The sequence below is a fragment of the Pseudomonas sp. LFS044 genome, from assembly GCF_047978245.1.
In the GTDB taxonomy this organism is placed as follows: Bacteria; Pseudomonadota; Gammaproteobacteria; order Pseudomonadales; family Pseudomonadaceae; genus Aquipseudomonas.
In genome coordinates this window covers 125,906-138,066 of record NZ_JBFPFX010000005.1, presented here as the reverse complement: position 1 = coordinate 138,066, position 12,161 = coordinate 125,906, and the positions used below count along the sequence as shown (strand labels likewise).

Here is a 12,161-nt window from a genome sequence, read left to right as displayed (position 1 = left end):
TTTCAACTGACCCGCGGTTCGACCGTGACCCAGTAGCGGGTAAAGCGCCGCACCTTCACCGGCAAGGCCACCTCGATCATCTGCAGAATCCGCTCACTGTCATCCAGCGGGTACGAACCGGATACCCGCAAGTCGGCCACGCGCTCACTGCAGCCCAACTGGCCTTGGCGATAACGCCCAAGCTCGGCCAGAAAATCGCCAAGGCGCATTTGCGAGGCCACCAGCATGCCGTCGACCCAGGCACCGCTGTTGCTGTCCAGCGGGGCAATGGCCTGCCAGCCATTGGTGCTGAACCGCGCCCGTTGCCCAGGCAGCAGCGCCTGGCCCGAGAAGTTGGCCTTGCCGCTGAACACTGACACCAGGCTGAAGCCTTCGAACTCGCGCACGTTGAAACGCCCGCTGTCCAGTTGCAGGGCACCTTCGGCCGTGCGCAGCAGCAAAGGGCGAGCGTCGCGGGCCACGTCCAGCGCCAGTTCTCCTTCCAGCAGCCTTACCACGCGCTGCTGGCCATCGAAGCGCACATCGGCGGCACTGCGGGTATTGAGTTGGAGCAGGCTGCCGTCGTCCAACTGCATCCGCCGGCGCTGGCCGACCGGGCTGCGGTAGTCGGCCATCAGGCCGGGCAACGGGTTATGCGATTGCAGGCCCAAGCCGGCGGCACTGGCCACGCCCAGCAGCAGCAGAGCCTTGAGCGCCCGGCGCCGTGCGGGGGAGGGCGGCGCCTGCAGCGTGGCGTGCACCACCGGCGAGGCGACCCCACGCAAGCGCTGGTTGACCTGCTGGATATGCGCCCAGGCGCGCTGATGCTCGTGATCGGCCAGCAGCCAGTGTTGCAGCGCCTGTTGCTGGGTGTCGTCGAAGTCGTCGCCCTGCGACTCGATCAACCAGTGCACGGCCTGCTCGGCCACCTGCGGCGAAAACGACGTGTTCACAGGGCGAAATAACAGCGCAGCGCTGCCTTGTTCAAGTAACGCTTGACCGTGGCCAGCGAAATGCCCAGCTCACGGGCGATTTCGCCCTGGCCAAGGCCATCGACCTGGGCCATCAGGAAGGCGCGTTTGACCAAGGGCGGCAGGCCGTCGAGCAGGCGGTCGAGCTCCAGCAGGGTTTCGAAGATGATCGCCTTCTGTTCTTCGCTCGGCGCTACGTTTTCAGGGGTTTGCGCCAGCGCCTCAAGGTAGGCGCGCTCCAGTTCCTGGCGCCGGAAGTGGTTGCACAGCACGCGCTTGGCCACGGTGGCGAGGAATGCCCGCGGCTCGACCAGTTGCGGTGCCTCGCGCGCCTGCAGCAGGCGCACGTAGGTGTCCTGGGCCAGGTCGGCAGCGCTCTGCGGGCAGCCCAGGCGACGGCGCAACCAGCTGGTCAGCCAGGTGTGGTGGGCGTGGTAAAGACCTTCGACCGATGAAGAGAGGGCGCTGGACACCGTGATACTCCGGCGCCAACTAGCGCAACTGGTAGTAAGAATTGTTCGCATTGTAGTGGCATGCTCATGGCTCGGCAACAGACCTTTCAGACTTTGCTTATGAGAATTGAAATCATTACTATTGCATCCCCGAATTTCCCCGGACCTCCGCCATGAAGCGCACCGCCGCCGGCCTCCCGCTCAGCTACCGCCTGGCCGTGACCTCACGCAGCCTGGCCGCGCTGCTGGGCGGTTACCTGCTGGCGTCGATGGTCAGCATCTGCGTCGCGCTGCTGGCGCCCATGCCGCAGGTCGATGCGACCCTGACCGGCTTGCTGTTGTCGTTCGTCTTCTACCTGTTGGCGTTCATCTGGTGCTTCGCCTGCCGCAGCGCCTGGCGGGCCTGGCTCGGTGTGCTGCTGCCGAGCCTGGTACTGGCAATGGTCAATGGGCTCGCCTACTGGATGAAAAACCCATGAAGGAAGGCTTCCGCCAGGCGATGGCCTGGCTGCACACCTGGACTGGCCTGATCTTCGGCTGGCTGCTGTTCGCCATCTTCCTCAGCGGTACGCTGTCGTACTTCAAGGAAGAGATCAGCCACTGGGCACAGCCCGAACTGCGCAGCCATGCGCTCGACCCGCTCGCCAGCCTGGGCCTGGCCCAGGGCTACCTGGAAGCCAACGCCGGGCACTCGGCGAGCTGGATGATCCGGCTGCCGAGTGAACGGGAAGCGGCATTGAGCGTGGGCTGGCGCGACCCTGAAGGCGGGCGCCGGGGGTTTGTCAGAAAAAGCCTGGACGCGCAGAGCGGCCAGCCGGTGGAGGCGCGCGACAGCCGCGGCGGCGACTTCTTCTATCGCTTTCACTTCGAGCTGCAGATGCCGTACCCCTGGGGCCGTTGGCTGTCGACATTCTGCGCCTTCATCATGCTGCTTGGGCTCGTGACCGGCATCATCACCCACAAGAAGATTTTCAAGGAATTCTTCACGTTCCGCCCGGGCAAGGGCCAGCGCTCCTGGCTGGACGGCCATAACGCCATCGGCGTGCTGGTGCTGCCGTTCCACCTGATGATCAGCTACAGCAGCCTGGTGCTGTTCATGTACATGGTGATGCCGGCCGGTATTCTGGCCAGCTACGGGGGCAACACCAATGGCTATTTCAATGACCTGTTCGGTCGCGACGAGGTGCCCAAGGTGGCCAATGTCGCCACCCCGCTGGTCCCGCTGGAGCGCCTGTATGCCAAGGTTCAGGAGCAGGTGCCCGGTGCGCGCATCGGCTTCATCCAGGTGCAGAACCCAGGCGACCTCAATGCCCGCGTCACCTTCACGCAATCCGCCGCCGATCACGTCGCTTACAAGCGCAGCGCCAGCTGGACCTTCGACGGTGCCACGGGGGCGCTGCTGAACCAGGGCGCGCCGGAAAGCGCGGCGATGATGACCTCCTTCAGCTTTGCCGGCCTGCACATGGGCAACTACGCCGGCCCTTGGCTGCGCTGGTTGTACTTCGTGTTCGGCGTGGCCGGCACGGCAGTGATCGGTACGGGCCTGGTGATGTGGCTGGGCAAACGCCAGCTCAAACATGCCAAAAGCGAGCGCATCCCGGGCGAGTTGCGCCTGGTCGAGGTGCTCAACATCGCCAGCATGAGCGGCCTGCTGCTGGCCGTGGCTGCTTTCTTCTGGGCCAACCGGCTGCTGCCAGTGGGGCTGGAGGGCAGGGCCAACTGGGAGATCAACAGCTTCTTCCTGCTGTGGGCGTTGTCACTGCTGCACGCTGCGTTGCGCCCCGGGCGCAGGGCCTGGGGTGAACAGCTAGGGCTGGGCGCGCTGGCGTTCGCCTTGCTGCCGTTGCTCAATGCACTGACGACAGGGCAGGGCCTGGACCACTCCGTGGCCGTCGGTGACTGGGCCATGGCCGGCTTCGACCTCACCGCGCTTGGCACTGGGGCGTTCCTGGCCTGGGCTGCAGCGAAGATGCTGCGCGCCCCAAAGCCGGTTGCCAAGCGCGCGCCCCGGGCGTCCAAGGCAACGGTTGAAGCGGTCGAGGTGAAGTGATGCTGAGTATTGCCCTGATGGGTTTTGCCGGGTTCGCTGCCTTGTGCCTGGCCATGGAAAAACACTTCAGCGACCTGCTCGGGCGCAAGCCTGGCCGTGGCCAGTTGCGCAGCCTGCGCCTGGCAGGCTGGCTGTTGCTGCTGGTGTCGCTGGTGCTGTCGGTGCACCAGCGGGGCTGGGCCCATGGCCTGGTGGAATGGGTTGCGGTGTTGATGGCCGGGGTCACTTTGTGGGTCTTCGGTTTGCCCTACCAGCCGCGCCTGCTGCTGGGGCTTGCCGCGCTCAGCCTGGTGCTGGGCCCGTTGTTGGCCGTGTTTGCCGGGTGACGCCTTGACCGAACCCGAGATCGACAGCACGCGCGCCCGTTTCGTCCAGGTGTTCCTGGCCCAGCGTGCGCGCATGGAGGCGTTGGTGAACCGCCGAGTCGGCTGCCGCGCTACCGCATCCGACCTGGTGCAAGAGCTGTTCCTGCGCTTCTGGCGCCGCCCCGAGGTCAAGGTCGAGGCGCTGGACACCTACCTGCTGCGTTGCGCCGGCAACCTGGCCATCGACCACCTGCGCAGCCAAGGCAGCCGCGAGCGCGTCGCCGAAGCGTCATTGCCACTGGATGAACCCTGCTCGGCCCAGGCCCCGGAACAGGCGCTTGAGGTCGACCATGACTTGCAGCGCATCGAAACCGCGCTGCGTGCCTTGCCGGAGCGTACCCGGCAGATCTTCTTGCTCAACCGCATTCACGGCTGCAAGTACGGCGAGATCGCCAAGGCCATGCAACTGTCCCAGAGCGCGGTGGAAAAGCATATGATGCGCGCCCTCGAAGCGTGCAAGGCCAGTGTTGCCGAGCCCGCGACCCCCATGCGCAGGCCAGGGAGCACCCGTCGATGAGCGATCCAGACGTGATTACCGACGACCCGTCGCAAGCAGCGCTGCAGTGGCTGAGCCGCATCAACGAGCAGCCCGAGGCGCAGCACAGCGCGGCGTTCAAGCGCTGGTTGCTGGCAGACCCAAGCCATCGCCAGGCCTATGCCCAGGCCCAGGCGCTGTGGCGCATGAGTGCGGCACCTGCCGCGCGGCTGGCCGAGGAAGAGCAGGCCAACCTGCAGCACTACCTGGACGCCATGGCCACGGCGCCTTCCGATGGTCGCTGGCGTCGCGCCGGTGCCTGGGTGGCAGCAGCGTGCCTGGTGCTGGCCGTGAGTGTGGCGGGGGGCTGGCACCCGGGTTACTGGCTGCAGAACCTGCAAGCCGACTTCAGCAGTAGCGACACGATTCGCCAGCTGACCCTGGCCGACCAATCGCAGGTGACGCTGGATGCGGGCAGTGCCATCGCGGTCGATTTCCAGCAGGGCGAGCGCCATGTGCGGTTGTTGCATGGCGCGGCATTCTTCAAGGTCACGCACACCGGTGAGCCCTTCGTGGTAGACGCTGCGGGCGGCCAGGTACGGGTGCTGGGCACCGAATTCGAAGTGCGCGACCAGGCTGACGGCGCCCAGGTGACCGTGCGCAGCGGGCGCGTGGCTGTCACCCCGGCGCCGGGGCAAACTGCCCGCGAGCTGACGGCCAACCAGCAACTGGCCTACGCCGAAGGCCGTGCGGGCGAAACCCTGCGTGTGGACAGCGACAGCCGCCTGGCCTGGCGCCAGGGCTGGCTCAACTACTACCAGGTGCCACTGGCACAGGTGGTCGATGACCTGCGGCGCTATTACCCGGGGCGCATCGTACTGCTCGGTGATGAGCTGGGGCAGCGCAAGGTCAGTGGCAGCTTCCCGGTGCAGGAGCCGTTGGTGGCACTGGATTCGCTGGGCAAGGTGATGGGCTTTTCGCGGCAGACGATGCTGGGGCGGCTGACGGTCATCAGGTAGGTGTTTGTGCCGGCCTCATCGCCGGCAAGCTGCTCTCGAAAAAAATCATGAAAAGCGGATGAGGTAACAGGACGTGGCATCCGTGTAATGAGTGGAAGTGCGATTCATTCGCAGTAATAACCCTCTCACAGGTCAGCGTCCATGAAGTTCACCCCGCGTTGCGTCCCTCTCTGGCTCGGCCTTTCTGCGCTTGCGGCCATCACTGCCGCCCCTTGTGCCGTGGCCGCCGAGCAACTTCAGCTGCACACCTTCGCCCAACCCAGCCAACCGCTGGCCCAGGCACTCAACGCCTTCAGCCGTGCCAGCGGGCAAAGCGTGGTCTACACCCTTGAACTGCCCGCCGTGCAGGCGCCGGCACTCGACGGTACGTTCAGTGCCGAACAGGCCCTGCAACAGTTGCTGGGCAATTGCGGCCTGACCTGGCGCCGCGTCGACGCCCGCACCCTGACGCTGGAACCGGTGGACACCTCCGGCGCCCTCAACCTGCAGGCCACCACGGTGAACTCGCAGATGGACGCCTACAGCTACCAGCCCCCGGCCAGCGCCTCGATCATGCGGGGCCAGGGCCCGTCCCAGGACATCCCCCAGGCCATCAACGTGGTCCCGGCCCAGGTGATCCGTGACCAGGCCCCACGCAACCTCGACGACGCATTGGCCAATGTCAGCGGCATCACCCAGGGCAACAACTTCGGCGGTACTTCCGACACTGTGATGAAACGCGGGTTTGGCGACAACCGTGACGGTTCGATCATGCGCGATGGAATGCCGATCGTGCAGGGCCGCAGCCTCAACGCCAGCACCGAGCGGGTGGAGGTTCTCAAGGGGCCGGCCTCGCTGCTGTACGGTATCCAGGACCCGGGCGGGGTCATCAACGTGGTCAGCAAGCGCCCGCAACTGCAGCAGTACAATGCCCTGAGCGTACGCGGCTCGACCTATGGCAGCGGCAAGAACGGCAGTGGCGGCGGCTTCGATAGCACCGGTGCGCTGGGCGACAGCAACTTCGCCTACCGCTTGATCGTCGATCACGAGGACGAAGACTACTGGCGCAACTACGGCGTGCATCGCGAATCGCTGGTGGCGCCGTCGCTGGCCTGGCTTGGCGAGGACACCCAGGTGGTGCTGGCCTACGAGCACCGCGAGTTTCTTTACCCGTTCGACCGCGGCACGGCGTTCGGCAGCAATGGCCACCCGTTGGACATCCCGGCCACACGCCGCCTGGATGAACCCTTCAACGACATGGAAGGGCGCTCCGACTTGTACCGCCTGGAGGTCGACCACCAGTTGGCCGACGACTGGAACGTGCATGTCGGCTACAGCTTCAACCGCGAGACCTATGACGCCAGCCAGGTCCGCGTGACAGGCGTCAACGAAGCCAAGGGCACGCTCACCCGCAGTATCGACGGCACCCACAACGCCATGAGCCGCGACCAGTTCGCCACCCTCAGCCTCAATGGCAAGGTAGCGTTGGCGGGCATGCAGCATGACCTGCTGTTTGGTATCGACCACGAGGACCGCAAGGTGTTTCGCGGCGACCTGATCCGCCAGGCTGCCACGTCCACCTTCAGCTATGTGAACCCGGTTTACGGCCAGGAAGTGGAGGGCAGCACGGTACGCGCCAGCGACAGCGACCAAACCGACAAGCTGCGCACCGACGCGCTGTTCGTGCAGGACGCACTGCACCTGGACGACCATTGGGTTCTGGTGGCGGGCGCGCGCTTTCAGCAGTACGACCAGTACGCCGGCCGCGGCCGCCCGTTCACCGCCAACACCGACAGCAGCGGCCAGGCCTGGGTGCCGCATGCCGGCATCGTCTACAAGGTCGATGAGCAGCTGTCGTTCTATGGCAGCTACAGCGAGTCGTTCAAGCCCAATTCCAGCATTGCCCCCCTGACCGGCGGCGTCGTGCTGGATGGTTCCGTGGCGCCCGAGGAGGGCAAGTCGTGGGAGCTGGGTGCCAAGCTGGATATGCCGGGCAGCCTCACCGGCACCCTGGCGCTGTTCGACATCACCAAGCGCAACGTGCTGGTCGCCAACTTCGACAGCGGCACCGGCGAGACGGTGTACAGCAACGCCGGCGAGGTCAATTCGCGAGGGGTGGAGCTTGACCTTACCGGCCAGTTGAGCGAACGCTGGAGCCTTATCGGCAGCTACGCCTTCACCGACGCCAAGGTGACCAAGGACCCGGACCTGAAGGGCAACCGCCTGCAGAACGTGGCCAGGCACAGTGGCTCGTTGTCGGCGGTGTATGACTTCGGCAGCCTGTTCGGTGGCGATCGCCTGCGCCTGGGGGCCGGGGCGCGCTATGTGGGCGAGCGGTCGGGCAATGCGACCAATACCTTCGACCTGCCGAGCTACACCGTCGCCGATGCCTTTGCCAGCTATGAAACCAAGTTCGACGAACACAACGTGCGCCTGCAGTTGAACGTCAAGAACCTGTTCGACAAGGTCTACTACAGCTCGGCGGTGAACCAGTATTTCGTCGCCATTGGCGAGGCGCGGCAGGTGAGCCTGTCGAGCACTTTCGAGTTCTGAATTGCAGGGGCTGCTGCGCAGCCCTTTCGCCGGCAAGCCGGCTCCCACTGAGATAGCAGCGCTGCAGACTTTCTGGAAGTTGGCGCAATTCCTGTGGGAGCCGGCTTGCCGGCGAAAGGGCCGCATAGCGGCGCCCATCAACCCTGGAATGCTGCGCGATAGTCGCCGGGTGTTGCACCGAGCGCCTGGCGGAAGCGGTTGCTGAAATGGCTGGCACTGGCAAACCCGCACAGCAAGGCAACCTCGCCGAGCGGCAGCTGCCCCAGGCGCAGCAGCTGGCAAGCCCGGTGCAGCCGCCGAGCCAGCAGGTACTGGTGCGGCGGCAGGCCAAAGCTGGTGCGGAACATGCGCGCGAAGTGGTATTCGGAGAGGTTGCAGCGCACCGCCAGCTCACCCAGGGTGATGGGCTGGTCCAGGTGGGCCTCGACGTACTCCGCCAATTGCCGACGCAGGTTCGGCGCCAGGCCGCCTTTCAAGCGCAACCCCTGGCGCAGGCCGACCTGGCTGAGCACGGCGTGGTCGACGATGTCGTGCGCCAGGCTGCTGGCCAGCAGCCGCTCGCCGGGTTCGTCCCAGTCGAGGGTGATCAGCTGACGAAAGCGCACCGACTGCTGTGGGTCGTCGACGAACGTCGCCTCCTGCAGCTGCAACTCCCGCGGTTCGCGGTCGAGCAGGCGCACGCAGCCCAGGGCGAATTGCGCCTCGCTGATGTAGAGGTGCGCCAGGCGGATCGCGCCATTGACCACCCAGTTCGACTCATGGCCGGCCGGCATGATGCAAAGTTTGTTCGGCGCGCCCTTGTCGGCGGGGCGCTGGCGGCGAAAGGTGCCAGTGCCGTCGGCAATGTAGCAAGACAGGGTGTGATGGCTGGGCGCCTGATAGTCGCGGGCATCATCGCGGTTGCGCCACAACGCCGCCGCCAGGCCATCGCCCAGCTGCGCGCTCAGCTCCAGCCGCGCGTGGGGCGAGGCGTGCATGGCGTTGAACACTTGCAACTGGCTGAGTGGGGTCATGGGCGGCTCCTCTGGGGGCCATCGTACTGCGCTTGTGGGGCGGTGACAGCTAGCTGAGATGGAAAAGCGCAAGTTTGTGCAAGTGCGCCGTTGTGGCTTGGGCAGACACTGATGGCGCTGGCGAGGGCGGCGCCCTCGATCGCCGGCAAGCCAGCTCCTACAGATTCAGCGCCCTCCTCGAGGTTTGCGCAGTACGTGTGGGAGCTGGCTTGCCAGCGATGGGCCGCAAGGCGGCCCCATGATTGAACCCCTCTGGAGCCAACCGCATGAACCTGTCCCTGTACCTGCTCACCGTCCTGATCTGGGGCACCACCTGGATCGCCCTCAAACTGCAGCTGGGCGTGGTCGCCATTCCGGTTTCGATCGTCTACCGCTTTGCGCTGGCCGGCCTGATCCTGTTCGCCATTCTGCTGCTCAGCCGCCGCCTGCAACCGATGAACCGCCGCGGTCACCTGATCTGCCTGGCCCAGGGCCTGTGCCTGTTCTGCGTCAACTTCATGTGCTTCCTCACCGCCAGCCAGTGGATCGCCAGTGGCCTGATCGCCGTGGTGTTCTCTACCGCGACACTGTGGAATGCGCTGAACGCACGGGTCTTTTTCGGCCAAAGGATCGCCAGCAATGTGCTCGGGGGTGGCGCGCTCGGCCTGCTGGGCCTGGGCCTGCTGTTCTGGCCGGAGCTTTCACACCATGCGGCCAGCCGCGAAACCCTGTATGGCCTGGGCCTGGCCCTGCTCGGTACGCTGTGTTTCTCGGCGGGCAACATGCTGTCGAGCATGCAGCAGAAGGCCGGGCTCAAACCGATGACCACCAATGCCTGGGGCATGGCCTATGGTGCTGCGATGCTGGCTGGGTATTGCCTGGCCAGCGGTATTCCTTTCGCCATGGAATGGAACACGCGCTACATCGGTTCGCTGATGTACCTGGTCATTCCAGGCTCGGTGATCGGCTTTACCGCTTACCTGACCCTGGTCGGGCGCATGGGGCCCGAGCGGGCGGCGTATTGCACGGTGTTGTTCCCGCTGGTGGCGCTGAACGTTTCGGCGTTTGCCGAGGGCTACCAATGGACTGCCCCAGCGTTGCTGGGGCTGGTCGCGGTGATGGCGGGCAATGTGCTGGTGTTTCGCAAGCCGAAGGTCAAGCCGGCAATGGTGTTGGCGCGCTAGGTAGGGGCTCAGCCTTTCCACACCTGCGGGTTCACCAGGTCCTGCGGCCGCTCACCCAGCAGCGCCGCGCGCAGGTTGCCCATCGCCCGGTTGGCCATGGCCTCGCGGGTTTCGGCGGTGGCCGAGCCGATGTGTGGAAGGGTCAGTGCATTGGGCAGCTTGAACAGCGGCGAGTCGCTCAGCGGCTCTTTCTCGTACACATCCAGCCCGGCACCGCGAATGGTGCCGTTTTGCAATGCCTCGACCAGCGCCGCTTCGTCGACCACCGGGCCACGGGCGATGTTGATCAGGAAGGCGCTTGGTTTCATCAGCTTCAGTTCGCGAGCACCGATCAGTTTGCGGGTTGCGTCAGACAGCGGCACCACGATGCAGACGAAATCGGACTCGGCCAACAGCTGCTCAAGGCTGCGGTACTGCGCGCCCAGTTCCTGCTCCAGCGCCGCCTTGCGGCTGTTGCCGGCATACAGCACCGACATGTTGAAACCGAAGCGGCCACGGCGGGCGACGGCCGCGCCGATGTTGCCCAGGCCGACGATGCCCAGGGTCTTGCCGTGCACATCGCTGCCGAAATGCGCCGGGCCGACCGTGGCTTGCCACTGGCCGGCCTTGGTCCAGGCGTCCAGCTCGGCGGTGCGGCGGGCGCAGCCCATGATCAGCGAGAAGCCAAGGTCGGCGGTGCTCTCGGTGAGCACGTCGGGGGTGTTGGTCAGGGCAATGCCGCGTTCGTTGAAGTAGTCGACGTCGTAGTTGTCATAGCCGACCGACACGCTCGATACCACTTCCAGCTTCGCCGCGCCTTCAAGCTGGGCGCGGCCAAGCTTGCGCCCCGCGCCGATCAGGCCGTGGGCTTCGGGCAATGCTTCATTGAACTGGGCGCTGATGTCGCCGAGCTTGGGGTTCGGCACGATCACGTTGAAGTCTTGCTGCAGGCGCTCGGCCATGGCTGGGGTGATACGGCTGAAGGCCAGGACGGTCTTTTTCATCGGGCTACTTCTCAGGGCGGTGGTGGGTCAGTTAAGGCCTCTTCGCGGGGCAAGCCCGCTGCCACAGGTACACTGCTAAAACCTGTGGGAGCGGGCTTGCCCCGCGAAAGGGCCGGCATTGATTAGCAACCTACCATTGTCCACCCGCGCACTGCAGCAGCTTTTTCAGGTGGCGATCAGCAACTCGTGGGTTTTCAGGTCCGCCTCATGGGCGGCGAGGATTTCTGGCAACGAGTTGCGCAGGTACTCGACCCAGGTCTTGATCTTGGCATCCAGGTACTGCCGCGACGGGTAGATCGCATACAGGTTCAGCTCCTGCAGCCGGTAGTCCGGCATCACCCGCACCAGGCTGCCATCACGCAAGCCATCGATGGCCGAGTAGATCGGCAGCACACCCATGCCCATGCCGCAGCGGATCGCCGTTTTCATCGCGTCGGCCGAGTTGACCTGGAACGGCGAGCTGGTGATGTTGACCAATTCCTGGCCCTCCGGGCCGTCGAACAGCCACTTTTCCAGCGGGATCACCGGGCTGACCATGCGCAGGCAGGCATGCTTGAGCAGGTCGATCGGCTTGTGCGCGAAACCATGCTTGGCCACGTACTCCGGGGAGGCGCAGACGATGCTGTAGGTGATGCCCAGCCGCTGCGAGACAAAGCCCGAGTCCGGCAGCTCGGTGGCGAGCACGATGGACACGTCGTAGCCCTCGTCGAGCAGGTCCGGTACGCGGTTGGCCATGGTCAGGTCGAACGTCACGTCCGGGTGCGATTCGCGGTAACGGGCGATGGCGTCGACCACGAAATGCTGGCCGACCCCGGTCATCGAGTGCACCTTCAACTGCCCGGCAGGCCGGGCATGGGCGTCGCTGGCCTCGGCCTCGGCTTCTTCGACGTAGGTAAGAATCTGTTCGCAGCGCATCAGGTAACGCTTGCCCGCCTCGGTCAGGGCGATGCGCCGGGTAGTACGGTTGAGCAGCCGGGTTTGCAGATGGGCTTCCAGGTTGGAGACCGCCCGCGACACGTTCGCGGTGGTCGTGTCCAGTTGCGCTGCGGCGGCAGTGAAACTGCCGAGCTGGGCTACGCAACTGAAAGCACGCATGTTTTGCAGGGTGTCCATGGGTCACTCTCAAGGTAGAGGACGAAATTGTGTCACGAAGTAACTT

At 65.2% G+C, this 12,161-nt stretch carries 12 protein-coding genes; 7 read left to right on the top strand and 5 right to left on the bottom strand.

All coding sequences use genetic code 11. The features are described 5' to 3' along the window. Positions 1-2: 2 nt before the first annotated feature. Together ACNQPL_RS05935 and ACNQPL_RS05930 are read right to left on the bottom strand one after the other, a co-directional pair. A complete protein-coding gene (locus ACNQPL_RS05935; protein ID WP_416466200.1) occupies positions 3-932 on the bottom strand; it encodes a FecR domain-containing protein in 930 nt (309 codons plus the stop codon). Beyond that, on the bottom strand, positions 929-1,474 hold the full coding sequence (locus ACNQPL_RS05930) for a sigma-70 family RNA polymerase sigma factor (protein WP_416466199.1): 546 nt from the start codon (positions 1,472-1,474) through the stop codon (positions 929-931). Before ACNQPL_RS05930 ends, ACNQPL_RS05935 begins: the two co-directional genes overlap by 4 nt. 101 nt (positions 1,475-1,575) lie before the next feature. Between ACNQPL_RS05930 and ACNQPL_RS05925 the strand changes: the two genes are divergently transcribed. The 6 genes from ACNQPL_RS05925 (at position 1,576) to ACNQPL_RS05900 (ending at position 7,843) form a co-directional block, all read left to right on the top strand. Beyond that, positions 1,576-1,881 carry a DUF3649 domain-containing protein gene (locus ACNQPL_RS05925; RefSeq protein ID WP_416466198.1) on the top strand — a complete coding sequence of 102 codons (306 nt, stop codon included), beginning with the start codon at positions 1,576-1,578 and terminating at the stop codon, positions 1,879-1,881. Next, positions 1,878-3,452, top strand: coding sequence for a PepSY-associated TM helix domain-containing protein (locus ACNQPL_RS05920; RefSeq protein WP_416466197.1), 1,575 nt, complete (start codon positions 1,878-1,880; stop codon positions 3,450-3,452). Before ACNQPL_RS05925 ends, ACNQPL_RS05920 begins: the two co-directional genes overlap by 4 nt. Then, complete coding sequence (locus ACNQPL_RS05915; RefSeq protein WP_346613967.1) at positions 3,452-3,778, top strand: DUF3325 domain-containing protein; 327 nt, start codon at positions 3,452-3,454, stop codon at positions 3,776-3,778. Before ACNQPL_RS05920 ends, ACNQPL_RS05915 begins: the two co-directional genes overlap by 1 nt. Next, positions 3,768-4,334, top strand: coding sequence for an RNA polymerase sigma factor (locus ACNQPL_RS05910; protein WP_416466196.1), 567 nt, complete (start codon positions 3,768-3,770; stop codon positions 4,332-4,334). The genes ACNQPL_RS05915 and ACNQPL_RS05910 overlap by 11 nt, the downstream gene beginning before the upstream one ends. Further along, positions 4,331-5,311, top strand: coding sequence for a FecR family protein (locus ACNQPL_RS05905; RefSeq protein WP_416466195.1), 981 nt, complete (start codon positions 4,331-4,333; stop codon positions 5,309-5,311). The genes ACNQPL_RS05910 and ACNQPL_RS05905 overlap by 4 nt, the downstream gene beginning before the upstream one ends. Before the next feature lie 141 nt (positions 5,312-5,452). After that, a complete protein-coding gene (locus tag ACNQPL_RS05900; protein WP_416466194.1) occupies positions 5,453-7,843 on the top strand; it encodes a TonB-dependent siderophore receptor in 2,391 nt (796 codons plus the stop codon). Positions 7,844-7,980: 137 nt separating this feature from the next. Here the strand turns inward: ACNQPL_RS05900 and ACNQPL_RS05895 are convergent, their stop codons facing one another. Continuing rightward, positions 7,981-8,856 carry a helix-turn-helix domain-containing protein gene (locus tag ACNQPL_RS05895; protein WP_416466193.1) on the bottom strand — a complete coding sequence of 292 codons (876 nt, stop codon included), beginning with the start codon at positions 8,854-8,856 and terminating at the stop codon, positions 7,981-7,983. Positions 8,857-9,122: 266 nt separating this feature from the next. Here ACNQPL_RS05895 and ACNQPL_RS05890 point away from each other — a divergent pair, with 266 nt between their 5' ends. Then, entirely contained in the window at positions 9,123-10,019 is an 897-nt protein-coding gene (locus ACNQPL_RS05890; RefSeq protein WP_416466192.1) for a DMT family transporter, read from the top strand. A gap of 8 nt (positions 10,020-10,027) precedes the next feature. On the opposite strand, the gene ACNQPL_RS05885 is transcribed toward ACNQPL_RS05890, so the two are convergent. Further along, positions 10,028-11,002 carry a 2-hydroxyacid dehydrogenase gene (locus ACNQPL_RS05885; RefSeq protein ID WP_387532163.1) on the bottom strand — a complete coding sequence of 325 codons (975 nt, stop codon included), beginning with the start codon at positions 11,000-11,002 and terminating at the stop codon, positions 10,028-10,030. Positions 11,003-11,167: 165 nt separating this feature from the next. Beyond that, entirely contained in the window at positions 11,168-12,115 is a 948-nt protein-coding gene (locus ACNQPL_RS05880; RefSeq protein WP_346613974.1) for a LysR family transcriptional regulator, read from the bottom strand. Positions 12,116-12,161: the final 46 nt, after the last annotated feature.